This is a genomic window from Variovorax sp. GW821-FHT10D07, from assembly GCF_059415325.1.
Map to the genome: position 1 here is coordinate 41375 of NZ_JBWKMZ010000006.1, position 26785 is coordinate 68159.

At 69.2% G+C, this 26785-nt stretch carries 26 protein-coding genes; 11 read left to right on the forward strand and 15 right to left on the reverse strand.

The features are described 5' to 3' along the window. Nucleotide 1 precedes the first annotated feature (1 nt). The 8 genes from AC07PU_RS18990 to AC07PU_RS19025 form a co-directional block, all read right to left on the reverse strand. Nucleotides 2–1063: a LacI family DNA-binding transcriptional regulator gene (locus tag AC07PU_RS18990; RefSeq protein ID WP_495319485.1), complete on the reverse strand. Its 1062-nt coding sequence runs from the start codon at nucleotides 1061–1063 to the stop codon at nucleotides 2–4. Between the two features lie 72 nt (nucleotides 1064–1135). Beyond that, a complete protein-coding gene (locus tag AC07PU_RS18995) occupies nucleotides 1136–2308 on the reverse strand; it encodes an aldose 1-epimerase family protein (protein WP_495319487.1) in 1173 nt (390 codons plus the stop codon). Next, entirely contained in the window at nucleotides 2305–3216 is a 912-nt protein-coding gene (locus tag AC07PU_RS19000) for a sugar phosphate isomerase/epimerase family protein (protein WP_093345684.1), read from the reverse strand. The genes AC07PU_RS18995 and AC07PU_RS19000 overlap by 4 nt, the downstream gene beginning before the upstream one ends. Before the next feature lie 49 nt (nucleotides 3217–3265). Continuing rightward, nucleotides 3266–4393 (reverse strand): Gfo/Idh/MocA family protein, encoded by a 1128-nt coding sequence (locus tag AC07PU_RS19005; protein ID WP_203207533.1) that lies wholly within the window; start codon nucleotides 4391–4393, stop codon nucleotides 3266–3268. Nucleotides 4394–4529: 136 nt separating this feature from the next. Then, nucleotides 4530–5174, reverse strand: a complete 645-nt coding sequence (locus AC07PU_RS19010; RefSeq protein ID WP_495319490.1) for a glutathione S-transferase family protein — start codon at nucleotides 5172–5174, stop codon at nucleotides 4530–4532. Nucleotides 5175–5183: 9 nt separating this feature from the next. Then, nucleotides 5184–6998, reverse strand: a complete 1815-nt coding sequence (locus AC07PU_RS19015) for a 2Fe-2S iron-sulfur cluster-binding protein (protein ID WP_495319492.1) — start codon at nucleotides 6996–6998, stop codon at nucleotides 5184–5186. After that, nucleotides 6991–7677: a Rieske 2Fe-2S domain-containing protein gene (locus AC07PU_RS19020; protein ID WP_495319494.1), complete on the reverse strand. Its 687-nt coding sequence runs from the start codon at nucleotides 7675–7677 to the stop codon at nucleotides 6991–6993. The genes AC07PU_RS19015 and AC07PU_RS19020 overlap by 8 nt, the downstream gene beginning before the upstream one ends. 9 nt (nucleotides 7678–7686) lie before the next feature. Beyond that, entirely contained in the window at nucleotides 7687–8760 is a 1074-nt protein-coding gene (locus tag AC07PU_RS19025; RefSeq protein WP_495319496.1) for a BMP family ABC transporter substrate-binding protein, read from the reverse strand. 94 nt (nucleotides 8761–8854) lie between these two features. Here AC07PU_RS19025 and AC07PU_RS19030 point away from each other — a divergent pair, with 94 nt between their 5' ends. Beyond that, nucleotides 8855–9538: a GntR family transcriptional regulator gene (locus AC07PU_RS19030; RefSeq protein WP_057590053.1), complete on the forward strand. Its 684-nt coding sequence runs from the start codon at nucleotides 8855–8857 to the stop codon at nucleotides 9536–9538. A 726-nt stretch (nucleotides 9539–10264) separates the two neighbouring features. On the opposite strand, the gene AC07PU_RS19035 is transcribed toward AC07PU_RS19030, so the two are convergent. After that, the gene (locus AC07PU_RS19035) at nucleotides 10265–10960 is read right to left on the reverse strand and encodes a GntR family transcriptional regulator (RefSeq protein WP_177239390.1); all 696 of its coding nucleotides are present in this window, start codon (nucleotides 10958–10960) and stop codon (nucleotides 10265–10267) included. 142 nt (nucleotides 10961–11102) lie between these two features. Between AC07PU_RS19035 and AC07PU_RS19040 the strand changes: the two genes are divergently transcribed. The 10 genes from AC07PU_RS19040 (at nucleotide 11103) to AC07PU_RS19085 (ending at nucleotide 21045) form a co-directional block, all read left to right on the forward strand. Continuing rightward, the gene (locus tag AC07PU_RS19040) at nucleotides 11103–12404 is read left to right on the forward strand and encodes an ABC transporter substrate-binding protein (protein WP_495319499.1); all 1302 of its coding nucleotides are present in this window, start codon (nucleotides 11103–11105) and stop codon (nucleotides 12402–12404) included. 31 nt (nucleotides 12405–12435) lie between these two features. After that, nucleotides 12436–13290, forward strand: coding sequence for a carbohydrate ABC transporter permease (locus AC07PU_RS19045; RefSeq protein ID WP_208513550.1), 855 nt, complete (start codon nucleotides 12436–12438; stop codon nucleotides 13288–13290). Beyond that, complete coding sequence (locus AC07PU_RS19050; protein WP_093345661.1) at nucleotides 13290–14138, forward strand: carbohydrate ABC transporter permease; 849 nt, start codon at nucleotides 13290–13292, stop codon at nucleotides 14136–14138. The genes AC07PU_RS19045 and AC07PU_RS19050 overlap by 1 nt, the downstream gene beginning before the upstream one ends. 5 nt (nucleotides 14139–14143) lie before the next feature. Beyond that, nucleotides 14144–15112 (forward strand): aldo/keto reductase, encoded by a 969-nt coding sequence (locus tag AC07PU_RS19055; protein ID WP_495319502.1) that lies wholly within the window; start codon nucleotides 14144–14146, stop codon nucleotides 15110–15112. A gap of 36 nt (nucleotides 15113–15148) precedes the next feature. After that, nucleotides 15149–15883, forward strand: a complete 735-nt coding sequence (locus tag AC07PU_RS19060) for a ribonuclease activity regulator RraA (RefSeq protein ID WP_495319504.1) — start codon at nucleotides 15149–15151, stop codon at nucleotides 15881–15883. 7 nt (nucleotides 15884–15890) lie between these two features. Continuing rightward, the gene (locus AC07PU_RS19065) at nucleotides 15891–16982 is read left to right on the forward strand and encodes an ABC transporter ATP-binding protein (RefSeq protein WP_495319506.1); all 1092 of its coding nucleotides are present in this window, start codon (nucleotides 15891–15893) and stop codon (nucleotides 16980–16982) included. A gap of 172 nt (nucleotides 16983–17154) precedes the next feature. Further along, a complete protein-coding gene (locus AC07PU_RS19070; protein WP_495319508.1) occupies nucleotides 17155–17511 on the forward strand; it encodes a hypothetical protein in 357 nt (118 codons plus the stop codon). Between the two features lie 313 nt (nucleotides 17512–17824). After that, nucleotides 17825–19255 carry an aminotransferase gene (locus AC07PU_RS19075; protein ID WP_495319510.1) on the forward strand — a complete coding sequence of 477 codons (1431 nt, stop codon included), beginning with the start codon at nucleotides 17825–17827 and terminating at the stop codon, nucleotides 19253–19255. Next, nucleotides 19252–20340, forward strand: coding sequence for an ABC transporter ATP-binding protein (locus AC07PU_RS19080; RefSeq protein ID WP_495319512.1), 1089 nt, complete (start codon nucleotides 19252–19254; stop codon nucleotides 20338–20340). The genes AC07PU_RS19075 and AC07PU_RS19080 overlap by 4 nt, the downstream gene beginning before the upstream one ends. A 9-nt stretch (nucleotides 20341–20349) precedes the next feature. After that, nucleotides 20350–21045 (forward strand): GntR family transcriptional regulator, encoded by a 696-nt coding sequence (locus AC07PU_RS19085; protein ID WP_057590058.1) that lies wholly within the window; start codon nucleotides 20350–20352, stop codon nucleotides 21043–21045. A gap of 13 nt (nucleotides 21046–21058) precedes the next feature. Here AC07PU_RS19085 and AC07PU_RS19090 read toward each other — a convergent pair whose 3' ends face one another. The 6 genes from AC07PU_RS19090 to AC07PU_RS19115 are packed head-to-tail and all read right to left on the reverse strand — an operon-like array spanning nucleotide 21059 to nucleotide 26781. Continuing rightward, nucleotides 21059–22129 carry a histone deacetylase family protein gene (locus tag AC07PU_RS19090; RefSeq protein WP_495319514.1) on the reverse strand — a complete coding sequence of 357 codons (1071 nt, stop codon included), beginning with the start codon at nucleotides 22127–22129 and terminating at the stop codon, nucleotides 21059–21061. Then, complete coding sequence (locus tag AC07PU_RS19095; protein ID WP_495319516.1) at nucleotides 22114–23157, reverse strand: ABC transporter substrate-binding protein; 1044 nt, start codon at nucleotides 23155–23157, stop codon at nucleotides 22114–22116. The genes AC07PU_RS19090 and AC07PU_RS19095 overlap by 16 nt, the downstream gene beginning before the upstream one ends. A 45-nt stretch (nucleotides 23158–23202) precedes the next feature. Then, nucleotides 23203–24240: a histone deacetylase family protein gene (locus tag AC07PU_RS19100; protein ID WP_495319518.1), complete on the reverse strand. Its 1038-nt coding sequence runs from the start codon at nucleotides 24238–24240 to the stop codon at nucleotides 23203–23205. Nucleotides 24241–24269: 29 nt separating this feature from the next. Further along, nucleotides 24270–25022, reverse strand: a complete 753-nt coding sequence (locus tag AC07PU_RS19105) for an SDR family NAD(P)-dependent oxidoreductase (protein WP_208508358.1) — start codon at nucleotides 25020–25022, stop codon at nucleotides 24270–24272. Next, nucleotides 25019–25954 carry an aminotransferase class IV gene (locus tag AC07PU_RS19110; protein WP_495319520.1) on the reverse strand — a complete coding sequence of 312 codons (936 nt, stop codon included), beginning with the start codon at nucleotides 25952–25954 and terminating at the stop codon, nucleotides 25019–25021. Before AC07PU_RS19110 ends, AC07PU_RS19105 begins: the two co-directional genes overlap by 4 nt. After that, the gene (locus AC07PU_RS19115) at nucleotides 25951–26781 is read right to left on the reverse strand and encodes an ABC transporter permease (RefSeq protein WP_493211191.1); all 831 of its coding nucleotides are present in this window, start codon (nucleotides 26779–26781) and stop codon (nucleotides 25951–25953) included. The genes AC07PU_RS19110 and AC07PU_RS19115 overlap by 4 nt, the downstream gene beginning before the upstream one ends. Nucleotides 26782–26785: the final 4 nt, after the last annotated feature.

The following is a 26785-nucleotide window of genomic DNA, read 5'->3' on the forward strand; positions in this document are numbered from 1 at the left end:
ATCAGGGCAGGTTCTCGCGCACCGCGATGCCGGCGCGCACCGGCTCCACGCCCGCGAGCGCATCGCGGCCCGCGCGCAGGTTGGCGAAGATGCGCACGCAGTTCATCACCTCGGTCTGCGGGTTCTGGTTGATGGCCGCGTCGAGCGTGCCGTCGATCAGCATGGCGCGGGTGTCGGGCGTGATCTCGTGGCCGATGAAGACCACCTTGTGGTCCAGGCCCGCCTCCTTGAGCGCGCGGCCGATGCCTTCGGAGGCGCCGCCGATGTTGTAGAGCGCCACCAGGTCGGCATGCTGTCGCAGCAGCGTGCGCGCCTGGCGGTAGTTCTGCGCCACGTCGTCGTGGCCCTCGCGCAGGCCCACCACGCGCAGCCCCGGGAACTGCTCGGCCAGCACCTGCAGGAAGCCGACCTCCCGCTCCTCGTGGCCGCGGTAGCTGAGGCTGCCCGCGATCAGGCCGACCTTGCCCGACTTGCGGTCGAGCATGCGGCCCATGAGATAGCCCGCGGTGCGGCCGGCCGCATGGTTGTCGATGCCCACATAGGCGGCGCGCCGCGAGCCCGGCAGGTCCGACAGCAGCGTGAGCAGGTGCACGCCCTGGTCGGCCAGCGTCGCGACGGCCTCGCGCACGGCCGGATGCTCGAGCGGCACGAAGGCGATGCCGTCGCATTGCCGGCCATGGCGCAGCAGCCGCGCGGCGAGCACCTCGGCATCGAAGCCCTCGATCTCGACGCGGCGGCAGCGCACGTTGAAGGGTTCGAGCTGTTTCTCGACGATGCCGACGTAGTCGCCGAGCATGCGGATGAACTGGTTGGTGCCGGCCGGCAGCAGGAAGATCAGCTCCATCGGCCTGGGGCGCAGCACCTGGTGCAGGCTCTCGTCGGGCAGGTAGCCCAGTTGCGCGGCCGCGCGCACCACGCGCTGCACCGTGGCCGAGCGCACGCCCTTGCGCGCATGCAGCGCGCGGTCGGCCGTGGCCTTCGAAACGCCAGCCACGCGTGCGACGTCGGCCAGGCGCGAGCGGCCGGGGGTCTCGGCGGAGGGCGTCGATGTCTTCGTCTTCATGTCGCCGAGTATTCCGCGCAACGAGACGCCCTGCCGCGATGTCCGCACCGGCTCGCCCATCTTCTTCACGCCTCAGTCCCAGCGGCCGGTGATGGCCGGGTACTCGTCGGCGGGCTGCGCGCAGATGGCGCGCACGCGCTCCTCGAAGGCCGCGATCTCGCCGCGCCCGTCGAGCACCGAGAAGCGCGTGGTGTAGCGGCGCTCGTCGCCATGCTCGAGCCAGATCAGCTCGCCGCGCTCGCGCGCGAAGGGCTTGCCCAGCACGTGGTTGGTGCTCGGCTCGATGCCCATCGCGTACTGGCCGCGCTGGTAGTTCTGCCACTGGAACTGGCACGGGAACTCGTCGCGGTTGACCTCGACCGCGAGGCCGATGCCACGGCCGCCGTCGAAGCCCTCGTTGACCAGCGCGACCGGGATGCGCCCTTGCGCATCGGCCGCCATCGCATGCTCGTAGACCTGCTCGTGGAAGTCGGCTTGCGGTCCGGGCTGGGTGCGGTAGCCCACCGATTGCTTGCGCAATGCATCGGCATGCGCGGCCCAGGGCGTGTGGCGGATCGGCGCGATGTAGCGGCTGCCCTCGTCGAGCACCGGATGGCCGGCGTTGATGTGGTAGCAGAACATGTGCGGCGTGCGGTAGAAGCCGTGGTTGACCACGCGGTCGTGCAGCGTGAAGCCATGCTCGCCCACGCGCGCCTCGATGCGCCGCACCAGGTGCAGGTCCTCGCCGAACACGGCCGACTGCTGTACCACGCCCTCGCACCAGAGAATGCAGTCGTCGTCCTCCCAGCGCTCGCCATAGCCGGTGAGCCGCGCGGGAATGTTCGCGATGCGGCCGTGCAGGCCGCTGTCGACGCTCTTGCGCGGCGTGTAGTGGTAGTGGCCGGCCGGGTCGCTGTCCATGAACAGCGTGTGGTCGAGGCCGCAGGTCACGAGCAGGCCCGAGAAGGAACGCAGCCAGCCGAGGCCGCCCTCGTCGGCGTTCTCGTGCAGCCCCGGATGCCGGAAGCCCGTGGGCGATTGCCAGCCGATGGCGGCGCCGCGGTACTCGCAGGCGCCCACGTCCATCGCGCGGTCGACCAGCACCTGGAACGCGAAGCCGGTGCCGGTGCGGAACTCGAGGCAGCGGATGCCGCGCTCCACGCCGTCGCCCAGCGTCACCAGCCGCACGCCCGCGAACTGCGCGAGCGTGCCCGCGTGTTCGCGCAACTCGCGCCGGGTCCAGTGGCGGCCGTGGAGCTGGATCACGCGCCGGCCTCCAGCAGCTTGTCGTCGAGGAAGCGCTTGGCGCGCGGCACGTCCGATTCGTCGAGGTGCTCGATGATGATCGGGATGTTGGGATGGTGCTGCGCGAGCCGCTTGAGGTAGAGGTCGTAGTTCAGCGCGCCCAGGCCCGGCGCCGGCAGCTCGATCTCGCCCACGCCGCGGAACTGGTGCGCTTCGGAGGCGTCGATGTCGGCGAACTTCTCGCTCTTGTCGTCGCCCGCGGCGCGCTTCACGTCCTTGGCATGCGCGATGCGGACCTTGTCGCCCAGCGCGTCAAACATCTGGTTCAGCACCTGGTCCATGCGGTCGATGTTGTGGGTCTCGAAGTAGTTCGTCGGGTCCATCAGCAGGCCCAGTCCCGGATGATTGACGTCGGCGAACAGGCGCAGCGTCTCCTCGACCGAACCGATGATGTTGTTGACGTAGGTCTCGACCAGGAACACCGCGCCGTGGTCGTGCGCCTCCTGCGCGAGCTCGCGCACCACCTTCACGCAGTCGGCGTAGGCGCGCTCGCTCTTGTTGTCGGGATGCGATGACCAGTCGCTGTCGGGGTTGACGGTGCCGGTCTCGCTGATGACGTAGGGCGTGCCGCAGTCGCGCGCATGGCGCAAGGTGGCCTTGAGGTAGTCGTTGCGGCGCTTGCGCTCGCCGGCATCGGGGTGAACGATGTTCGTGTACGCCGACATGCAGCTGATCGGCAGGTCGTGGCGGCGGAAGGTGTCGCGCACGCGGTGGCACTTCTCGCGCGTGATGGCCTCGGGCGTGGAAAAGTCGATGTCCTTGAACGCGAGGTCGAGCTGCACGGTGTTGAAGCCCTGCGCCTTGATGCGGCGCGCGGACTCCTCGAGGGCATAGGGGAAGTAGCCGCTGAAGATGCCGACTTGGATCATGGGTTGTCTCCGATGGTTTGTGGGTGGGGATGCGGGGAAAGCGCGCGGCTCAGACGCCGAACTCGGCCAGCGGCACGGCGCGCCGCTCTTCGAGCGAGCGGTAGCCGGCCTCGACCAGCGCCATGGTCTTCACGTTGTCGGCGACGTCGAGCAGCGGCGCCTCGCCCTGGGCCAGCGCCCATTGCAGCTGTTCCATCACGCCCGCGAAGGCCTGCGGGAACCAGCGCGTGGACCAGCTCGGTGCAATCCACTCGCCGCCCGTGCCGTGGCGCGAGCTGTAGCGCAGCGTGCTCGGGCTGCCTTCGGGATAGTCGGGCCAGCCGATCGTGCCTTCGGCCACGCCCTCGGTGCCCTCGACGCGCCACTTGATGAAGATGCCGGCATCGAAGCCCTCGCCGTGCGGGCCGGTCCAGACGTCCTCCATGCTCAGCGCCATCACGCCGCTGCGAAAGCGCAGGGTCGAGCAGACGATGCCGTCGCTGTGTTCGAAGCCGGTGCGCGGATCGGGCCGCGCGGCGGTGTAGATGTCCTCGGGCTCGCCGAACAGGAAGCGCAGCACGTCGAGGTGATGCACGCTCATGTTGGCCAGCGTGAGGCGGCCGTAGCCGCGCAGGAACTCCTGCCAGTGCGGGATGGCGCGCATCTCGATGGTGGCGAGCACCGGCGTGCCGAGTTCCCCGCGGTCGAGCAGTTGCTTGAGCACGCGCATCGACTGGTCGAAGCGCATGTTCTGGTTCACCGACAGCGGCTTGCCGGCCGCGCGCGCCTCCTCGGCCAGCGCGCGCGCCGTGTCGAGGTCGAGCGCCAGCGGCTTCTGCGCGAGCACCGCCTTCACGTGCGGCTGCGCGAGCGCGAGGCGGATCAGCTCGGGCTGGCGGTCGGGCGGAAAGGCGATGTCGACGATCTGCACCTGCGGGTCGCGGATCAGCGCTTCGGGCGTGTCGTGCACCGTGGGGATGTCCCAACGCTGCGCCACATCGGCCGCCTTGGAACGGGTGCGCGAGGCGATCGCCACCACGGGGAAGCCGGCCTCGCGGTAGGCCGCGAGCTGCACGTCCGCCATGATGAAGCCGGCGCCGATGGCACCGATGCGGAAGTCGCGGCAGCGGATCGGCGCGTCGGGTTCGAAGCCGCGCGCATCGGCGGCCGGCGCGGCGGTCGCGCTCGTTGGGGTCATGGCTTGTCTCCTGTCCTGGGTCGAATCGAGGCAGTGCTTTGCTGCCTCGCGACCGAGGTTAAGGGACACGGCGACCCGGACCAATCAACCGGGATGAGGTTTTTTGAGGCGAATCAGCTAGGCATTGCGCGATGCGTCAGGTGGCGTCGGCGTCGATGCCGAGCGCGAAGATGCCGGGCATGCCGATGAAGCCGGGGATCGACTTGACGCGCGCGATCCAGCGCCTGAGCGCGGGATAGCGCGTCAGCGCGATGCCGCCCTCGGGCGCGAGCGCGATGTAGGGGAAGCAGGCGATGTCGGCGAGCGTGGGCATGGCGCCGACCAGCCAGCCCTCGCCCGTGGCCTCGCGGTCACCCAGGTGGTCCTCGATGTGCGCGAACAGCTTGTGCGCGGCCGCGCGGCAGGCCGGTGCGTCGAAGTCATAGCCGAAGGCATCGTGCAGGCGCGCGGCCGAGGCACTGCGCGTGATGTCCTCGGCCACGGTGAGCCACAGCATGACCTGGGCGCGACGCTGCGGATCGGCGGGGAACCAGGTGCCCATGCTGTCGTGGATGCTCGCGAGGTAGACGAGGATGGCCTGCGCGTCGCGCAGCACGAAGCCGTCGTCGTCGATCACCGGCAACTGGCCGAAGGGATTGAGCGCGAGGAATTCGGCCTGCTTGTGTTCGCGTCCGGGATGGAAGTTGACCGGCACGCGCTCGTAGGCGATGCCGAGCAGCGCCATGAAGAGCCGCAGCTTGTAGCAGTTGCCGGACATCTGTTCGTTGTAGAGCTTGATCATCGCCAGCCCTCAGAGATCGAGCACCAGCGTCGCGGAGCGCGATCGCGAGACGCAGGGCAGCATCTGCATGCCGGACGCCTTCTCGCCCGCGCTCAGGTACTGGTCGCGATGGTCGGGCTCGCCGTCGATGACGGTGCACAGGCAGGTGCCGCAGACGCCCTGTTCGCAACTGGTGTCGAGGTGGATGTCGATCGCGCGCAGTGCTTCGACGATGGTGGTGTCGCTCGCGACCTGCACGCGGCGGCCGCTGCGCGCGAGTTCGACGGTGAAGGCGGGGCCGGTGGCCTCGACGGGCGTGGTGCGTCGGAAGTATTCGAAGTGCACGCGATCGGCGGGCCAATGGAGTACTGCCGCGACGCGCTCGATGCATTGCATCAGCGGTGCGGGCCCGCAGGCGAAGGCATGCGCATCGTCACCGGCTTGCAGTGCCTGCCGTATCCGGTCTTCGGTCTGTTGCGGCGGCAGGCCCAGGTGCAGATGCAGGTTCGCGCCCAACAATGCTTCGAGCTCGGCACGGTAGGCCGCATGCTCGGCCGAGCGGCAGAAGTAATGAAGGGCTGGCGGCCTTCCCCTCGCTGCAAGATCGCGCGCCATCGCGAGGATCGGCGTGATGCCGATGCCGCCCGCGATCAGCACCGCGTGTTCGATGCGCGGGTCGAGCCGGAAGTTGTTCTTGGGCAGTCCGATCTCGAGCCGCATGCCGGCTTGCACCGACTCGTGCAGGGCGATGGAGCCGCCGCGCGAATCGGCCTCGCGCTTGACGGCGATCGTGTAGCCCTCGTCGTCCTGGCCGCAGACCGAGTACTGGCGGATCTGGCCGTTCGGCAGGTGCACGTTGAGGTGCGAGCCCGCGGTGGCGCTCGGCAACGGTCCGCGGCGCGGCGAGCGCAGCCTGAACTCGACGATGTCCTGCGCCACGGTTCTTTTTTCCGCCACCTCCACGCTGAGCCGTGGCCGCGGCTCGGTGCTCTGCGCTTCGATGCCCCAGCGCAGATGGATGTCGCGCAGCCAGCGGCGGAAGGTGCTCGAGGCGGCATCGGCGCGTGAAGGCACCTCGACGCGCGGATCGAGCGGCAGCTTCTTGTGGACGTGGTTCTCGAGGATCGGCTTGTCCTGCCCGAGGATGTTCTGCTGGAAGGCCATGATCTCGCCGTTCGAGCTTTCGACATCGAACAGGCTGATCGCGAAGTGCGCGATGCAGCGCTCTTCGTCGGTGGGCTGGATGAACAGGAAGATGATGTCGGCGAGCTCGGCCGAGCGGCCCGCCGGATGCTTGTAGAGCATCGGCGAGAACGGATTGACGACGCGGTAGACGTAGTCGACGTCCGCCCCGCCCTTCGCATCCGCCGAGGCCAGTGGCTGGATGAACTTGCAGTCGCGGGCCCAGAGCTCCTGGTGGGCGTCGAGCTCGACCTCGTAGCCGCGCACTTCGGTCGCCTCCTCCGAACCCAGGATGTGGGCGTGGACGAAGGGGAAGTGCGCCATGTCGAGGAAGTTCTCCACCACCCGCAGCGGACCGCTGCGGATGCCGAAGCCGCCCATGTAGAGGAAGCGGCGCGCGGGGTTCGCGAAGGCCGCCAGTTCGAACAGCGGCCTGGGCGCGTCGCCGAGGCACAGGAGGATGAAGCCGCAGTGGTCGGTGGCGTGGCAAGGCCTCGCGGGTTCGGCCTCGAACCAGGCCTCGAGCGCGCCGTCGGGCTGGCGGCGCACGTGCAGGTCGTGGCCCAGCAGGCGCGTGCGCCGGCCCGTGCCGGGCGCGAGGCCGAGGCTGTCGCCGATGGCGAGCCAGTCGGCCGCGATTGCGGGGTCGATGGTGTCAGGCATGTTCGGTCTCCCTCGGGGCGCGGGCCTCGGCCGTCCATTGCGCGATGTGCGTCTTGATGCTTTCGATGGCCCGTTGCTTGTCGAGGCTCGATGAACCGCGCGCGACGAGCAGGTGGACGATCGAGGTGCCGGGCAGCAGCGGCTGGATCAGCAGGGCCAACGCACCTTCTTGCCAGACGCAAGTGCTCTGCCCTTGCAACCAGCCCGCGCGTTCGGCCTGCAGCGCGAAGGTGTCGGCATCGAGATCGACCGTGAAGCTGCGCGACGGCACGAGGCCCTCGCAGAGACGCGGCGGATAGCCGGCCGGCATGCGCGCGAGGCTGGCCCAGACGATGCCGTCGCTCTCGCGGCTGAGGTAGGTGCGCGCGCAGGCGGCCGGCGGGCTCGCGTCCTTCGGCGACGAGGGCACCGACACGCAGTGGCCGTCGCGGCCGTAGCGCCAGCCGTGGTAGCGGCAGACCAGTTCTTCCCCGACGACGAAGCCGAGGCTGAGCCGCACGCTGCGGTGCGGGCAGCGGTTCTCCCACACCTCCATCGCGCCCGAGGCCGATCGCCACAGGGCCAGTTCATGGCCGAGCAGCGTGGACTGCAGCACCTGTCCCGGCAGAAGGTTGCGCGAAAACTCCACGGGAAACCAGTCGGCGGAGGTCGCCGCCGCCGTGTCTGCGGTCTGGTTCATGGCCGGGCCTCAGCGCGGGATCGCGCCCTGGATGCCTTCGGCGAACCAGTTCATGCCGGCGATGTCCGAATCGGGCAGCGCTGCACCCGGGGCCGCACGCTGCTTGCCCGTGTTGTCCTTGAGCGGGCCGGCGAAGACCTTGAGCTTGCCGGCCACGATGTCGGCGCGCGCCTGCTTCGCCATCTGGACCACGTCGGCCGGCACGCCGGGGTTCCAGTCCGCGAGGTTCACGCCGCCGTTGGCCAGGGTCGCGGCATAGGCCGTGCCCTTGAACCTGCCGTCGAGCGTGTCCTGCACGGCTTGGCGCAGGTAGGGCGTCCAGTCGTGCGTGAGCGAGGTCAGCAGCTTCTGCGGCGCGGACTTGCGGTGGTCGGAGAACATGCCGATCGACCAGACGCCCTTAGCTTCGGCCGCCTGCAGCACGGCCGGGTTGTCCTGGAAGCCGGAGCCGATGACGTCGGCGCCCTGCTGCATCAGCGTGTTGGCGGCGTCGCGCTCGCTGCCGGGGTTGAACCACTCGTTGACCCACACCACCGAGACCTTGGCGGCCGGGTTGCTCTTCTGCGCGCCGAGCGCGAAGGCGTTGATGGTCGAGACCACGTCGGGGATCGGCAGCGCGCCGACGTAGCCGAGCTTGTTCGACTTCGTGACCTTGCCCGCCACCAGGCCGGCCACATAGGCGGCCTCGTACCAGCGCGCGTTATAGGTGCCGAAGTTGGCGGCCTGCCGGAAGCCGCTGGCGTGGACGAAGTTGACCTTGGGGTTCTCGGCGGCCGCCTTCAGGCCGTCGTTCATGTAGCCGAAGCTGCCGAGCACCATCAGCCCGGCGCCGTTGCCGACCAGCTCGCGGATCACGCGCGCGCCGTCGGGGCCGGCCTTCACGTCCTGCACCACCTGGGTCTTGATGCGGTTGCCGAATTCCTTCTCGAGCTGCTTGCGCGCGCTTTCGTGCACGGCCACCCAGCCGACATCGGAGACGGGGCTTTGATAGACGAAGCCGATCTGAAGCGGCTCGGCCGCGAACGCGGTTGTGGCGCAGAAGAAGGCCGCGAAGGCTGCGACAGCCGTACGAAATTCGATCATGGGGCGTTGTCCTCGAGGATGGGTGGGGCGTTCTGAATTCTGAGTCGGTACTCTATATCGGTATACCGATTCAGTCTAATTACAATCCCGGACCATGTCTACCAAGAACGAAGAGATCAGCGACAGCATCCGGGAAGCGGTCGCCGCCCACCGCCTGCTGCCGGGCACGCAGCTGCGCGAGGTGAGCCTGGGCAAGCTCTACGGCGTGAGCCGCACGGTGGTGCGGCAGGCGCTGCAGAGCCTGGCGCGCGAGGGGCTGGTGGACCTCACGCCCGGCAAGATCGCCTCGGTGGCCAAGCCCACGCCGAAGGAGGCGCGCGACACCTTCGATCTGCGCTGGGCGATCGAGCGCCACTCACTGGAGAAGCTGTCGCAGGCCCATACCAGGAAGGACCTGGCGGCGCTGCGCGCGCACGTCAAGCAGGAGCGCGCGGCGCGCGTGGGCAACGACATGGAAGAGGTGCGCCGGCTCGGCGCGGGATTCCACGTGCTGCTCGCGCGGCTCGCGGGCAACGACCTGCTCGCGCAGACGCTCGATCAGTTGGTCGGGCGGATCGCGCTGATCCTGCTGCTCTACCAGCACGAATACGACAAGCACACCGAGTGCCTGCAGGACGAGCATGCGCAATTGATCGCCCTGATCGAGAGCGGATCGACCGAGGAAGCGCTGGCGCTATTGCGCAGCCACCTCCACACGGTGGAAGTCAGCCTGGGGGCGGATGCGCCCGATGACGAGGAAGCAGACCCGCATCTGAGCCGGGCCTTGCGCCGGCGCTGAGCTCAGCGCCGGGCCGGCACCGGCTCAGGCGCCGGCCTTGGGCGCGCCGGGGCGCAGCACGCGCGCGACCGACGATCGGATCGCCCGATGCCAGGGCGCGCGGCTTGTGGCGGCCTCTTGCTTGGGAGGGACGTTCCCGCGCTGGCTCGGCGGTGCTGGCACGGTGTCCGCCCCCGGAGCCGGAAAAAACTGTGCGAGCCATTCGCACTCGGCACGTGCCATGAACTTGTCCATGCCTGATCCTCGGCTGTAACACTATTGAAATCATTTTAATAAGAATGATTCTTATTGGCACGGTTTCACACAAGCTTTACGTGGACTCGAGGGCCGGATCGGGCGGCACAAAGAAAAGCGCCCGGCACGAGGCCGGGCGCGAAGCCTAAGTTGCTGTCACACACTAGGCGCCCAGCCGAGGGAGGAACGGCCGGACACAAGGATGTTCGAGCCTGAAACAGTCATCTCACGTCAGACGACACCGACATTTCTATGGGAGGGCGGGCTTTTCGGCATCCCATATGAATAATTCTGAGCAATTCTTCACGATTTTTGCAATGGCCTACACGCGCTGCCTCCCAAAGGCTGACGCGTCTCTTACGGCTTCGCATCGAACATGGCGTCGCTGTCACGCACCAGGGTGCCAAGAAGAGCAAGAAGAACCTCCCTCTGGGCCCGCAAGGGATACACCCGCTTCGGCGGGTGTTTTTTTGCGCGTTTCATTGGTGCGCTTCAGTCCTCGAAGTAGTCCGGATACCGCGCCGAGATGCCCTCGATGAAGCCCTCGATCAGGCGGATGTGCGCCTGCAGCTCCCTCACCAGCACCTCGGTATCGGCCGCCACCAGCGCCGCGGCGATGCGCTCGTGCTGCTCGGCGGCCTTGATGTTGCTCTGCAGCTCGGGAATCGCCATGCGGCGCACGCGCTCCATGTGCGCGCGGGCCTGGCGCACCGGCTCCCAGGCACGCGGATGGCCCGACAGGTCGATCAGCCCGCGGTGCAGGTCCTCGTCCTTGTTCAGGCCCTCCTCGATGTCGCCGCGGTCGACGGCCGCGCGCTGGCGCAGCATCAGCCGGTGCAGCGCCTCGCGCTCCTCGAGCGGCGCCTTCACGGCCAGGCGCGCGGCCGCGCATTCGATCGACTCGCGGATGAACAGCGCGTCCATCAACTCGCGCCGGCTCATCTTCGAGACCACGGTGCCCACCTGCGGCACCACCTTGAGGAAACCCTCGGCGGCCAGCCGGCGGAACGATTCGCGCACCGGCGTGCGGCTCACCTCGAGCTGGTTCGCCATCTCGATCTCCGAGATCGCGCGGCCCGGCGCCAGCGTGGCATTGACGATGGCGGTGCGCAGCAGTTCGTAGACCTGCTGGCTGGTGCTCTCGCGCGGCGGCATCTTCAGCGCGGGCTTCAGCAAAGGCGCATTCATCTTGTTCGGAAAGTGGGATCGCGGCCGATTATGGGCCGGCCGATCGCGAAAGAACTTGATCCGGCTCAACTGGTATACTAGTATCCCAGAACGCCACGCAAAAGGCGTCATGAGCGACAACCTCGGAAACCGGAGACAAGAAATGAAGCTATCCCTGCGGGCCGCACATCTGCTGCGGGCCATGGTGGCAGGTGCGGGCATGGCCGCGGCCATGTCGGCGCATGCCGATGTCACGATCACCTATTCGGACTGGCAGCTCGCGCAGGACGTCTGGGGCAAGTCGCTCAACGGCGTGATCGACGCCTTCGAGAAGGCCAACCCCGGCATCAAGGTCAAGCGCGAGCCGGTGCCGCTGGCGCAGCGCGACGTGAAGTACAGCACCGCGATCCGCGCGGGCGAAGGCCCCGACGTGTTCGCGCTCGACGCCAACCCGGTGCGCCAGTACATCGCCGAGGGCTGGGTGCGCGACCTCACGCCCTACATCCAGAAGGAAGGCGGCAACTTCCTGGCCGACTTCTATCCGAACTCGCTGCTGCCGGTCACCGTCACCGGCAAGACCTACGGCATCCCGATGAACACCGTCGCGATGACCCTGGTCTACAACAAGAAGCTGTTCGCCGAGGCCGGCGTGGCGGGGCCGCCCAAGACCTGGGACGAGTTCCGCGCCGCCGCGAAGAAGCTCACGCGCTCGTCGACCGGCGGCTCGGCGATCGACCGCTGGGGCTTCTCGGTGGTGCTCGCGCCGGCCGGCTTCGACCTGCGCGTGTCGTCGATCCTGCGCGGCTTCGGCGCCGACTTCATCACGCCCGACGGCCAGCGTTCGGCGCTCGACACGCCCGAGGCCAAGGCCGCCTTCAACTTCATCATCGACCTGATCCTGGTCGACAAGTCGGTGCCGCCCGGCGCCGCGCAGGTCGACGCCAACGGCTCGCGCCGGCTGCTGGCCAACCGCACCGTGGCGATGAAGATCGGCACCACCTGGAGCTACCCCGAGGTCAGCGCGATGAACCCGCAGCTGGACGGCTGGAACGTGCTGGCGATGGCGCCGATGCCGCAGCCGGCCGGCAGCAGCAAGCAGGTGCGCACCACGCTGTTCCAGAAGTCGATCTTCGTCGGCAAGAACAGCAAGCATCCCGAGGAAGCCTGGAAGCTCGCGAAGTACCTGACCGACAGCGCGAGCATGAAGAAATGGTTCGACGACAACAACATGCTGTCGTCGCGCAAGAGCGTGAACGAGGGCTACGACAAGATCGCCAACAGCGAATCGGCGCTCATCGTCGCGGCCGAGATCGCGCATGGCGCCTTCCTGCCGCAGACGCCGAAGTGGCCGCAGGCGCTGGAGATCTTCCGCCAGAACCTGCAGGCCGCGGTGGCGGGCTCGAAGCCGCGCGAGCAGGCGCTGGCCGACGCCCACCAGCAGATCGAAGCGCTGCTCAAGCAGTAAGCCCCCCGGCGTTCAAGCGAAGGAACCGACGATGTCCGACGAGTCCCGCGGCGCGGGCTATGCCTTTGTCATGCCCGCCGTGGTGCTGATGGTGGTGATCCTGGGGTTCCCGGCCATCGCCTCGGTGTTCCAGAGCTTCGGCGCCGGCGGCAGCGCGCCGATGGGCCTGGGCGCCTACCGGCGGCTGCTGGGCGACGCCGAGTTCGCGCGCACCCTGTTCAACACCGCGCTGTTCGTCGGCACCGTCGTGAGCCTGCACCTCGTGCTGGGGCTGGGCGTGGCGATGCTGCTCAACCTCGACATGAAGGCGCGCTGGCTGTTCCGCGTGATCGCGATCCTGCCGTGGACCATGCCCGACGTCATCGGCGGGCTGATCTTCCGCTTCATCTTCGACACGCTCACCGGCGGCATCAACGCCGTGATGCAGCGGCTCGACCTGCCCGGCCCGATCGACTGGCTCGGCGATCCCTCGCTGTCGCTGCTGTCGGTGATCGTGGCCGAGACCTGGCGCGGCTATCCCTACGTGATGCTGATCCTGCTGGCCGGCCTGCAGGCGATCCCGCGCGACCAGTACGAGGCGGCCGAGATCGACGGCGCCGGCGCCTGGAAGAAGTTCCGCCACATCACGCTGCCCAACCTGCGCACCATGATCCTGCTGGCCGTGGTGCTCGACGCGATCTGGGAATGCCGGCTGTTCGGCATGGTCTACGGCATGACCGGCGGCGGCCCCGGCTACGCCACGCAGAACCTCTCGCTGCAGGTCTACAAGAACTACTTCCAGTTCTTCGACACCGCCTATGCCTCGTCGATCGCGGTCGTGCTCGCGGCCATCCTGATGGTGCTCGCGGTGCCCTACGTGCGGCTCACGCTCAAGGAGGACAAGTGATGCGCACCCACGACGAGAGCGGCGGCGGCTTCGCGCGCTGGCTCGGCATCTACGCGGCGCTGGCCGCGATGGCGCTCTACAACCTGCTGCCCTTCTTCTGGATGGTGTCGTCCTCGTTCAAGACCGACATCGAGGTCACGAGCTTTCCCGCCACGATCCTGCCGCAGTCCTTCACGGTCGACGCCTATGCACGCATCTGGGGGCAGGAAGGGCTGGTGCGCTACTTCCTCAACAGCCTGCAGGTCTCGGGCGCCACCGCCCTGCTCTCGGCCACCATCGGCGTGTTCTGCGCCTACGGCTTCTCGCGCTTCCGCTTCCGCGGGCGCGACACCATGATGGTGATGTTCCTCGCGAGCCAGGTGATCCCGGGCGTGCTGCTGGTCGGGCCCTACTTCAAGATGATGTCCTTCGCGGGGCTCTACAACACCCACCTCGGGCTGATCCTCGCGCAGACCACGCTGACCCTGCCGTTCTCGGTCTGGATGCTCAAGGGCTACATCGACAGCGTGCCGCTGGAGATCGACCAGGCCGCCGAGATCGACGGCGCCTCGCGGCTGCAATGCCTGTGGCACTGCATCCTGCCGAACATCCTGCCCGGGCTGGTGGCGACCATGGTGTTCGCCTTCCTGCTGGCCTGGGGCGACCTGCTGTGGGCGCTGTGCCTGATCAGCGAGCCCAGCAAGCAGACGATGACGCTGGGCATCACCAACCTGGTGGGCCAGTTCCGCGTGCTGTGGTCCGACATCATGGCCGCCACGGTCATCGGCTGCGCCATTCCCGCGGGAGCCTACGTGTTCCTGCAGCGCTACCTGGTCAAGAGTTCGGCCGGCTCGGCCGTGAAGGGATGACGCCGATGGACCACTTCGCGCTGGGCGCCAGCGGCGTACGCCTCTCGCGCATCGTGCTCGGCGGGCACGAGTATCTGCCCGACGGCCGCTCGCGCGCCTTCAACGAGGACCTGCGCCTCGCGGTCACGCCCGGCCACCTGTTCCCGGACTTCGGCGGGCCGCTGCGCCGCTCGGTGCTCGAGCGCGCCTACGCGCTGGGCATCGACAGCTTCGACGTGACCATGGACTCGGAGAAGGAGGCGCTGGGCCGCAACCTGCGCGAGCTGCCGCCGCCCGGAGCGGCCGTGGTGCAGACCCGGCCCGAAGGCATGGTCTACGGCTACGACCCCGGCAACCGCCGGATGGTCGCGCCGGGCCGGCTGCGCGAAGAGGTGCTGCGCATCCTCGCGCTGATGGGCCGCGAGCGCATCGACATCCTCAATCTCGGCATCCTGAAGGACGCCATCGAACAGGACCACGCCTTTCCCGACAAGCTCGCGCAAGCGGTGCGCGCGCTCCAGCGCGAAGGGCTGATCCGTTGCGCCGCGGCCGACAGCTTCTCGGGCGCGGCCACCTACCTCGCGCTGCTCGAGACCGGCGCCTTCGCCTCGCTGAACCTCAACTTCAACCTGGCCGACGACGGCGCCCTCGAGCGCCTGATTCCCGCCGCGCGGGCCATGGGCGTGCGCGTGGTGGTGCGCGAGGTCTTCATGAAGGGCGAGCTGTTCCGCATCGCCGCGGCCGCCGGCATCGACGACCGCGCCGCGGTGGCGCGCGCCGCCATCCGCTGGACCTTGGCGCAGCCCGGCGTCGACGGCCTGATCGTCGGCGCGGGCACGCCCGAGCAGTTGTCGGCCAGCGTCGAGGCGGCCGCGCGGCCCGAGCTGTCCGACGCCGACCACGCGCTGCTGCGCACCCTGCTCGCGCACCCGCAACTGCAGCAGGCGCGCGAGCGCAACCGCCTCGCCTTCGCGCAGCCGATCGGCAACGCCTGATCCACCGCACAGATCCACTTTTCCAGGCCTTCATCCATGACCACCTCCACGACCCCGACCCTCAGCCCCGAGCGCGCGGCGCAACTGCGCGGCATCAGCATCGCCACCCTGTCGACCGCGCTGTTCAAGCGCGGCCTGCGCAATGCCGTGGTGCAGGGCGCGCTGCCACTCAACCGGCGCGCCGCGCGCATGGTCGGCCTGGCGACCACGCTGCGCTACATCCCGGCGCGCGAGGACCTCGATCACCTGGGCGTGTTCGCCGACCGCGAGAACGCCCAGCGCAAGGTGGTCGAGACTATTCCGCCGGGCCATGTGCTGATGATCGACAGCCGCGGCGATGCCAGCGCGGCCTCGGCCGGCGCCATCCTGATCACGCGCATGCTGCGGCGCGGCGCCGCGGGCGCGGTCACCGACGGCGGCTTTCGCGACACGCCCGAGCTGCGCGAACTCGACTTCCCGGTGTACTGCCGCCAGCCGGCCGCGCCGACCAACCTCACCAAGCACCATGCGATGGACATCGACGTGCCCATCGGCTGCGGCGGCGTGCCGGTCTACCCGGGCGACGTCATCGTGGGCGACGCCGAGGGCGTGATCGTGATCCCGCCGCACCTGGTCGACGAGGTGGCCGAGGAGGCCGCGCAGATGACCGAGTTCGAGGACTACGTCACACGCCAGGTCGACCAGGGCGCTTCCACCTTCGGCCTCTACCCGCCCTCGGACGAGAGCCGCCGCGCCTACGAGGCATGGCGCGCGGTGCAAGCGAAGGCCTGAGCGCGCCATGGCAGCGATCCAGATCGACAAGGTCAGCAAGTCCTTCGGCGACACGGCCGTCATCAAGGAGGTCAGCATCCCGATGGCCGACGGCGAGTTCGTGGTGCTGGTCGGGCCCTCGGGCTGCGGCAAGTCGACCCTGCTGCGCATGATCTCGGGGCTCGAGCGCGTGAGCGCAGGCGAGATCCGGATCGGCGAGCGGCTGGTGAACCACCTGCCGGCCAAGGAGCGCGACATCGCGATGGTGTTCCAGAACTACGCGCTCTACCCCCACATGACGGTGGCCGACAACATGGCCTTCGCGATGAAGATGCGCAACGAGCCCAAGGCCGAGATCGAGCGCCGGCTGGCCAACGCGGCCGCGATCCTCGGGCTCGAGCCGCTGATGCAGCGCTTTCCGAAACAGCTCTCGGGCGGCCAGCGCCAGCGCGTGGCCATGGGCCGTGCCATCGTGCGCGATCCGCAGGTGTTCCTGTTCGACGAGCCGCTGTCGAACCTCGACGCCAAGCTGCGCGTGCAGATGCGCGCCGAGATCAAGGCGCTGCACCGCCGGCTCGGCACCACCATGGTCTACGTCACGCACGACCAGATCGAGGCCATGACCATGGCCGACCGCATCGTGGTGATGCGCGACGGCGTGGTCGAGCAGATGGGCGAGGCGCTCGAGCTCTACGACCGGCCGCGCAACGTCTTCGTGGCGGGCTTCATCGGCTCGCCGGCCATGAACTTCGTGCCGGGCCGGGTCGAGTCGCCCGATGGCGGCGCGCCGGTGCTGCGCACCCCGGAAGGCCTCGTGCTGGCGCTGCCCGAGGCCGCGCGGCGCTGGGCCGGCCAGGACTGCACCTACGGCGTGCGGCCCGAGGACATCGCGCTGGGCGGCGGCGTTCCGGGCGAGGGCTCGGCCGTGGTGCGGTCGATCGAGCCGACCGGGCCCGAGACCCACGTGGTGCTCGGCATCGGCGAGACGCTGCGGCTGAACTGCGTGCTGCGCGAGCGCACCCAGGCCCGGGTCGACGACCGGGTCGGCTTCGTGCCCGACGTGCGCAAGGTCCATCTGTTCGATACGCGAACGGGTCTGCGGCTGGCGCTCGACGCCTGAATCTGGGCGCCTGACCGCCCTTCGGGGCTGCCGGCGTTACGGGCGTTACGTTCCATCGGGAACAAACGAAACGTGACACGGAACAAAAATGTGTCAAAAAGTGAGGAAAACTGCACAGCCTTGAAGGCAGGTTTCGCCGGCGGCCCTTGTGCCTCCGCCGGGCCTGCCTAGCATGCAGTTAATGATTTTTAACAATTTCATCGCCGAGATCTTTCCGGGTGTGGAGACCGCCCAGATCCGCGTCCATTGGCGCTGGGATGTGCGCCACCACGAGGACGACGAGCACCACGATGGCGGCATGTGGGTGCCGGCCACGGCCGCCGCCCGCCGCGAGGCCCGCATCGTGTGCGAGGTGCAGAACGCGGTCTACGGCGCGGGTTCGCACTGGATCGAAGAGCGCGACCGCCCGACCTTCGCGCTGCCGCGGCCCCACCTGCGCCGCGGCTTCTCCGCGCGCGAGCTGATGATGTCCAAGTGCTCCCCATTTTCCGTGGGCAACTTTGTGGATAACTCAGGTACTGCGTTGTAAAAGCGATCTAACTCGTTGTTTTCAAAGGGGAAACAACAGTCTGCTTAAAGTTTGTGCGGTGCACAGCTTTGTCCGGCAGCTTCCTGGCGCCATCTTTTCCCTGACCAACGCCCTCCACCGCTGAGGGCGCGAGCGCCGAGCCCCTTCATCCTTTGGTATTCCCTCCGCCCGGTCATCTTCGGCCCGGCCGCGCTGCGCATGGGCCTTCGCGTGCCCGCCGCCCCCTTCCATCCAGCGTTTTCGCGCCGCCAGCCATCGGCTTGCACCGTTTCGATTCGTCATATAGGATATATCCTGCATCCAAACCCAGACCATGACCGACATCGAAACCCTCCCTCCGGACACGGCGCGCCACAGCGCCGTCGGCAAGGCCGACACGGCACACCACCTGCATTCCCAGACCAACCTCCAGACCCATCGCAGCCGCGGCCCGCTCGTGATGGTGCGCGGCGAAGGCGCCTACGTGTTCGACGAGCACGGCCAGCGCTACCTCGAGGGCATGGCCGGCCTGTGGTGCGCCTCGCTGGGTTTCTCCGAGTCGCGGCTGGTGGACGCCGCGCTGCGCCAGATGCGCCGGCTGCCCTACTACCACACTTTCAACCACCGCTCGACCGACGTCGCCTCGCTGCTCGCGGCCAAGGTGGCGGCGCTGGCGCCGATGCGCGATGCGCGCGTGTTCTTCGCCACCTCGGGGTCGGAGGCCAACGACAGCATGGTCAAGCTGGCCTGGAACTTCCACATCGCGCGCGGCGAGCCGGCGCGCCGCAAGATCCTCGCGCGCCAGCGCGGCTTCCATGGCTCGACGGTGATGGGCGCGAGCCTCTCGGGCCTGCCGAACATGCATGCCGCCTTCGGCTTGCCGATCCCCGGCATCGTGCGGCTCGAATGCCCCTCGGCCTACCGCCACGCCCTGCCCGGCGAGAGCGACGCGGCCTTCGTCAACCGGCTGGTGGCCGACCTGGAGCACACCATCGAGCGCGAGGGCGCCGGCACCATCGCGGCCTTCATCGCCGAGCCGATCATCGGCGCCGGCGGCGTGCTGGTGCCGCCCGAGGGCTACTTCCCGCGCGTGCAGGCGGTGCTGCGGCGCCACGGCATCCTGATGCTGTCCGACGAGATCATCTGCGGCTTCGGCCGCACCGGCGAATGGTTCGGCGCGCAGTCCTTCGGCTTCGAGCCCGACATGATGGCCTGCGCCAAGGGGCTGTCGGCCGGCTACGCGCCGATCTCCTGCGTGGTGGTGGCGCCCCGGGTGTACGAGGTCATCGAGGCCGAGAGCGGCCGCACCGGCGGCTTCGGCCACGGCTTCACCTACTCCGGCCATCCGCTGGGCGCGGCGGTGGCGCTCGAGGCGCTGTCGATCTACGAGCAGATGGACCTGCCGGCCCATGCCCGGCGCCTTGGCGAGCGGCTGCACGCGAGCCTGGCGCCGCTGGCCGCGCATCCGCTGGTCGGAGAGATCCGCGGCAAGGGCTTCATCGCGGGCATCGAGCTGGTGCGCGACCGCGACACGCGCGAGGCCTTCGATCCGACGCAGGGCGTGGGCGCCCAGGTCGAACAGGCCACGCGCGAGCGCGGGCTGATCGTGCGCAACATGGGCGACGTGATCGCGCTGAGCCCGCCCTACGTGCTCGACGAGGCCCAGGTCGAATGGATGGCGCGTACCCTCGGCGCCGCGCTCGACGAGGTGGCCGCGCGCGATCCCTGGAAGGCACCCGCCGCAGCGCGAAAGGAAGCAGCGTGAACACCACGACGGAACGTCCGCTGATCGAACTGATCGGCGTCCAGAAGAGCTACGACGGCGAGCACCTCGTCATCCCCGACCTGAATCTGGCGATCCGCCGCGGCGAATTCCTCACCCTGCTGGGCGCCTCGGGCTCGGGCAAGACCACGACGCTGATGATGCTGGCGGGCTTCGAAAACCCGACGCGCGGACGCATCCTCATGGACGGCCGGCCGATCCAGGACGTGCCGCCGCACAAGCGCGGCATCGGCATGGTGTTCCAGAACTACGCCCTGTTTCCCCACATGAGCGTGGCGCAGAACCTGGCCTATCCGCTCAAGATGCGCGGCATCTCGGGGCAGGCGCTGCGCGACAAGGTCGATCGCGCGATGCAGCTGGTGCGGCTCGCGGGCATGGCCGAGCGCAAGCCGGGCCAGCTCTCGGGCGGCCAGCAGCAGCGCGTGGCGCTGGCGCGCGCGCTGGTGTTCGACCCCGAGCTGGTGCTGATGGACGAACCGCTCGGCGCGCTCGACAAGAACCTGCGCGAGCACATGCAGTACGAGATCAAGCAGATCCATCGCGAGCTGGGCGTCACGGTGGTCTACGTCACGCACGACCAGGGCGAGGCCCTGACGATGTCCGACCGGGTCGCGGTCTTCCACGACGGCCGCATCGAGCAGCTGGCGCCGCCGCGCACCATCTACGACGCGCCCGCCACCGACTACATCGCCACCTTCATCGGCGAGAACAACCGGCTCGACGGCACGATCGAGGCCGCGGGCGTGCTGCAGCTGCGCGACGGCCTGCGGATCCCGCTGCCCGAGACCGGCCAGGGGCAGGCAGCGCATCCGGCGGGCGCGGGCTGCGCGCTGGTGCGGCCCGAGTGCGTGCGGCTGGCCGACGGCCAGGGCGTGCAGGTCAGCGCCGAGGTGGTCGACCTGGTCTACCTGGGCGACCACACGCGGCTGATCGCGCGGCTGCGCAACGGCGACCAGATCGTGGCCAAGCTCGGCCACGGCACGCTGCCGCGCGATACCGTGGTGGGCGCGGACGTCGCTCTGGGATGGCAATCCCGCGATATGCTCGTTTTCGCGCGACCCGCCTGAAAAGAACCCGTGAAACCCAAGATCAAACCCATCGACAAGACCAACCTCGCCGCGCGCGTGTACTCGGAGATGCGCGAATCGCTGATCGCCGGGCGCTTCATGCCCAGCGACCGGATCCGCATCAGCGAGGCGGCGCAGATGTTCGGCACCAGCGACACGCCGGTGCGCGAGGCGCTGCTGCGGCTGGTCAGCGAGCATGCGCTCGAGATGGAGACGGCCAAGCAGATCATCGTGCCGCCGCTGAGCCTGGAGCGCTACATCGAGATCCGCACGGTGCGCGTGGCGCTCGAGAGCGCGGCGGTCGAGCAGGCCGCGCTCAAGGTCAGCGACAAGGACGTGGCGGAGCTGGTGCGGATCAACAAGAAATTTGCGCAGGCCGAGGCGGCGCACCATCCCGAGAACCAGCTGCGCTACAACCGCGAGTTCCATTTCGGCGTCTACGAGCACTGCGGCCTGCCGCGGCTCTTGTCGATGATCGAGAACATGTGGGCCTCGATGGGCCCGATCCTGCGCGCCTTCTACGAGAAGTCCGACGGTTCGTACGACCAGGGCTACGGCCAGCACGATGCGCTGCTCGACGCGCTCGCGCGCCGCGATCCGGCCGCCGCCGTGACGGCCATCCGGGCCGACCTGATGTCGGCCGGGCCGAGCATCGAGCGCTTCCTCAAGGAATACGAGCAGAGCCTCGAGGCCGCCGAGGCCTGATCGGCCCGCGCGCTCAGCGCCAGGCGTCGAGGAACGCCACCAGCGACGCTCCGACCACCGCGGGGTTGTAGCCACCTTCCTGCACCAGCACCGTCGGCAGCTCCAGCGATGCCACCTGCCGGCCCATGCCGGCGAAGCCCACCTCGGTGAGCCGCAGTCCCGCAGCCGGGTCCGACTCGTGGGCGTCGAGGCCCAGCGACACCACCAGCGCCTGGGGCGCGAAGCGGTCGATGCGCTCGAGCGCGGACCAGAGCTGCAGCAGGTAGTCCGCGTCGCCCGTGCCCGCGGGCAGCGGCAGGTTCAGCGTGTAGCCCTCGCCCTCCCCTTCGCCGCGCTCGTCGGCATGGCCGGCGAAAAACGGGTGGTAGTCGACCGGGTCGCGATGCAGCGAGACGAAGAGCACGTCGGCGCGGCGCCAGAAGATGTCCTGCGTGCCGTTGCCGTGGTGCACGTCGAGGTCGAGCACCGCGACGCGCGCGAAGCGCTGGCGCAGATGCTCGGCGGCGATCGCGGCATTGTTGAGGTAGGTGCCGCCGCCGGCCATGTCGGCATAGGCATGGTGGCCGGGCGGCCGGCACAGCGCGTAGGCGCAGCGCGCGCCGCGCAGCACGCGTTCGGCGGCCTCGACGGCCAGGTCCGCGGCGGCGCGCGCAGCCTCCCAGGTCGTGGGCCCGATCGGGGCCAGCTGGTCGTGGAAGTGGAAGGCCGCGCGGCCCTCGACCGAGCGCGGATAGCCGCCGCCGTAGCGCCGCATCGCGAACACGTTGGCATGCACCTCGGCCGAGGCACCCGACAGCGCCGACCACTCGGCATGCGCGGTGGCGAAAAAGTCGAGGTAGCGCGCATCGTGCACGCGCGCCAGCGGCGCCAGGCCGTGCGAGACCGTGCCGTCCTGCACCGCGAAGCCCGCTGCGCCGAGCGCGGTGCGCATCGCGTCGACGCGCTCGGGCACGTCGCGCGAGGTGCGCCATCCGCCGCGCGCGCCCAGCAGCCCGGGGCGGTGCAGCGCATGCAGCGGCGTGTGCAGGATCTGCAACCCGCTGGCGTTACCAGCCATCGCCATGCCGCTCAGTTCGACACCCACTTCGCGAAGCGCTGCTGCAGCTCGTCGAGATGGTCGGCCCAGAAGGCGGTGTTCTGCAGCAGCGGCTGGTCGATGTTCTGCGGCGCGTTGGGCAGCTTGTCGAGCACGGCCTTCGAGAGCAGGGCCTGCGCCTTCGGATTGGCCGGGCCGTAGGGAATGGTCTCGGCGAACAGCTTCTGCTGCGCCGGCGCGCTCATGTAATCGATCAGCGCGAGCGCCTTGGCCTTGTTCGGGCTGCCCTTCACCACCACCCAGTCGGTCGGCCCGTAGACCTGGTTCTTCCACACCATGGCCAGCGAGCGGCCTTCCTTGTTCGCCGCATCGATGCGGCCGTTGTAGGCCGAGGCCATCACCACCGCGCCCGAGGCCAGCCACTCGATCGGCTGCGCGCCGGCCTCCCACCATTGCACGTCCTTCTTGATCTGGTCGAGCTTGGCGAAGGCGCGGTCCTGGCCGGCCTTGGTCGCCAGCAGCTTGTAGACCTCGGCGGCCGGCACGCCGTCGGCCATCAGCGCGATCTCTAGCGTCTGCTTGGCCTGCTTGCGCAGCGCGCGCTTGCCGGGCCAGCGCTTGGTGTCCCAGAAGTCGGCCCACGATTTCGGGCCGTCGGGCAGGCGCTTGCTGTCGTAGCTGAGCACCTTGGCCCACAGCATGGCCGGCACGCCGCAGGGATTCATCAGCTCCCTGGGCAGGTCGCGCGTGGCGGGCGCAGAGCTGGCCCAGTCGATCTTCTCGAGCAGGCCCGAGTCGCAGCCGACCACCACGTCCTCCTCGTCCATCTGCACCAGGTCCCAGATCACGTTGCCCGACTCGACCATGGCCTTGACCTTGGTGAGGCCGACCACGTTGCTGTCCTCCACCAGCTTCTCGGACTTCGCGGCGGCATAGGGTTGCCAGTAGGCCTTGCGGAAGGACTCCTGCAGCGCGCCGCCGACGCTCACGACGGTGAGGTCGCGCGCCTGGGTCCACGGGGCGGCGAAGGCGAGGCCGGCCAGGACGAGGCCGCGCAGGGAAAGCGAAAGGTTCATGAGAACTCCGGGAGAAAGGAACGGGGAGGAAAGAGAGAAACGGGCTCAGGCGCGCAGGCCGCCCGTGAAGCCGTCGAGGAAGTGCACGAGGTTGGCGCCGATGTGGTCGCAGTCGTAGCCGCCCTCCTGCACCATCACGCTCGGCATGCCGAGCCGGCCCAGGCGCTCGCCGATGCGGCGGAAACCCTCGGTCGTGACCTTGAGGCCCTTGAACGGGTCGTGCTCGTGCGCGTCGAGGCCCAGCGAGATCACCAGCGCGTCGGGGCTGTAGGCCGCGAGGCGGCGGCAGGCGTGCTCGAGCGCCACCAGGTAAGCGTCGTCGCCGGTCTCGGCCGGCAGCGGCAGGTTCAGGTTGTAGCCCAGGCCCGCGCCGGCGCCGCGCTCCTGCGCATAGCCGCAGAAGTACGGGTGGTAGTTCGCCGGGTCGCGGTGCAGCGAGACGAAGTAGACGTCGGAGCGCTCGTAGAAGATGCCCTGCGTGCCGTTGCCGTGGTGCACGTCGATGTCGATCACGGCCACGCGGCGGCCATGGCGGCGCAGCAGCTGCGCGGCGATCGCGGCATTGTTGAGGTAGCAGACGCCGCCGCCGCGCTCGCGGTAGGCATGGTGGCCGGGCGGCCGGCAGATCGCGTAGGCCGCCTTGGCGCCCTGCAGCACGCGCTGCGCGGCATCGGCCGCGAGATTGGCCGAGGCGAAGGCCGCGGCCGCGGTGCCCGGGCCGATCGGCGAGGCCAGGTCCTGCATGTGGTAGCCGGCCTGGCCCACCACGCGCTCGGGGTAACCGTGCTGCTGGCCCGGCACCGCGAACACGTTGGGCACGATCTCGGGCGCCGCGCCCGGGATCTCGGACCAGCGACGATGGCCGTCCTGCAGAAAGCACAGGTAGTCGGGCGTGTGCACGTCGGCGACCGGGCCCAGGCCGTGCTCGGCGGCGGCCACGAGTTCGCACCCGGCCTGCACGGCCGCGTCGCGCAACTGCTCCGCGCGGTCGATGCGCTCCTGCGCGGACGTGAAGCGGCCGGTGACGAAGAAGAACGAGGGCTCGTGCTCGCGGTGGATGGGGGTGTAGAGGACGGGAAGCATGGGTGTCTCGCTATCGAAGGAAGGAGCGTTCAGGCGCGCGGTGCGCCGGGCAGCGGCGGCGTGCGGTAGCCGGCGGTTTCGCCGCCATCGACCGTGAGCACCGCGCCGTTGATGAAGCTGGCCTGCGCCGAGAGCAGCCAGCAGACCGTGTCGGCCACCTCGCCGGCCTCGCCGAGCCGGCCGGCGGGAATGCGCCGCGTGAGCGCGGCCAGGCGGTCGGCATCGGCGATCACGCGCGCCATCATCCGCGTGGCGATCTGGCCGGGGCACACCGCGTTGAAGCGCACGCGCTCGCCGAACTCCAGCGCCAGCGCCTGCGTGAGCGCGATCACGCCGCCCTTCGAGGCGCAGTACGCCGCGAGCCCCTCCTCGCCGACCTTGCCGGCGATCGAAGCCACGTTGACGACGGCGCCGCGCTGCGACTTCTGCAGGGCCGGCAGCGCCTTCTGGCTGAACAGGAACACCGAGCGCAGGTTGACCGCCATCAGCCGGTCCCAGTCGTCGACGCCCAGTTCGAGAAAGGCGCTGCGCGAACCGGCGCCCGCGTTGTTGACCAGCCCGTCGATGACCCCGCCGCCCAGCGCCTCGGCGCGCGCGACGACCTCGGCCACGGCCGCGGGGTCGGACGCGTCGGCGGCCGCGAAGTGGGCGCCGGTGTGCTGCGCCAGCGCCTCGCCGGCCGCGGTGTCGCGACCGGTGAACAGCACCTGTTCGCCGTTGCCCGCCAGTTGCGCGACGATGGCCGCGCCGATGCCGTGGGTGCCTCCGGTGACGACGATCATGCGAGCTCCTTGCCGCCGCGCGCGGCGGCCATGTTCTCGTAGGGCACGGGGGTGTTGCGCGGGTCGTCAGCCGCGCGCTGCCAGTACATGCGCTGCAGCTGCTGCGTCAGCGGACCGACCTCGCCGTTACCCACGCCGGCGCCGTCGAGCCGGGTCACGGGCATCACGCCGCCGGCGGTGCTGGTGATGAAGATCTCGTCGGCCTCGCGCAGCCGCTGCACCGGGATGTCGGCCAGTTCGCAGCCGATGCCGAGCTGGCGCGCGAGCTCGATCACGGTGCGCCGCGTCATGCCCTCGAACACGTTGCGCCGCGGCGTGAACAGCGCGCCGTCCTTCGCGCCGAAGATGTTGAAGCCCGCGCCCTCGGTCACGTTGCCTTGCGCATCGGGCAGCGCCGCGACCAGCGCGCCGCGGTCGTAGGCCTCGAAGATGCCCATGGTCAGGTCGAGCCAGTGGAAGTTCTTCACGCGCGTGTCGATCGCCGCGCTCGCGATGCGCTGCACCTGGCTGATCACCATCGCGAGCCCCGCGCGTTGTTGCGCCGGCGTGCCGATCCAGACGAAGGGCTGCGAGAAGGCATAGAAGCGGTTCTGGCATTCGCGCGGATCGCGCGAGCCCGGCGGCGGCACGCCGCGCGTGCAGGTCATCTGCACATAGGCATCGCGCAGGCCGCTGAGCGCCACGCATTGCTCCAGGATGTGGCGCATCTCCTTCTTCGAGAGCGGCAGGCTCATGCGCAGCTCGCCCATCGACCACAGGAAGCGATCGATGTGGTCGTCGAGCCGGAAGAAGCGGCCCTGCCAGACGTGGGCCACGTCGTAGGTGGCGTCGGAGCGCACGAAGCCGCGGTCGACGAGGGGGATGCGGGCGTCGCGCAGCGCGACGTACTGGCCGTCGACGTGGGCGACGCCGGCGGAGAAGTCTGGGTTCATGAGGAGCTTCCGGGGTCCTGGGGGCGTTGAACGGGAGCCGAGCGCTGGCTCAGCCAGGCCGACAGCGTGAGCGCCACCGCCGCGACGACCATCAGGAAGGTCGACATGGCGATGATCGAGGGGTCGATGGTGTCGCGGATGCCGTCGAACATCTGGCGCGGCAGCGTGCGCTGGCCGGGACCGCCGATGAAGATGGCGACCACGACCTCGTCGAACGAGGTGATGAACGCGAACAGCGCGCCCGAGACGATGCCCGACATGACGATCGGCACCACCACGGTGAAGAAGGCGCGCACGGGCGAGGCGCCCAGGCTGTAGGCCGCGCGCAGCAGGCCCATGTCGAACTGCTGCAGCGTGGCCGTGACCGTGATGACGACGAAGGGCGTCGACAGCACCGCGTGGGCGATCACCAGTCCCGGCAGCGAGGCCGTGAGGCCGATGCGCGAGAACAGGAAGTACATGCCCAGGCCGGTGATCACGGGCGGCACGATCATCGGCGCCATCAGGAAGCCGAGCAGCGTGCGCCGCGCCGGCAGGTTGCGCCGCGCGAAGGCGAAGGCCGCGAGCGTGCCGAGCACGGTGGCGATCAGGGTCGAGCACACGCCGACCACGAGGCTGTTGCGCAGCGAATCGAGCCAGGGGCCGGGCGAGAACACGCGCTGGTACCACTGGGTCGAGAAGCCGGGCAGCGGGTAGGACAGGAAGGAGCCGGCGCTCAGCGAGATCGGCGTCATCGCGAGCAGCGGCAGCAGCAGGAAGCACACCATCAGCGCGCCGTACAGGTAATGCACGGCGCCGGCGGCGCGGGCGAATTGGCGATGGGTCATGCGA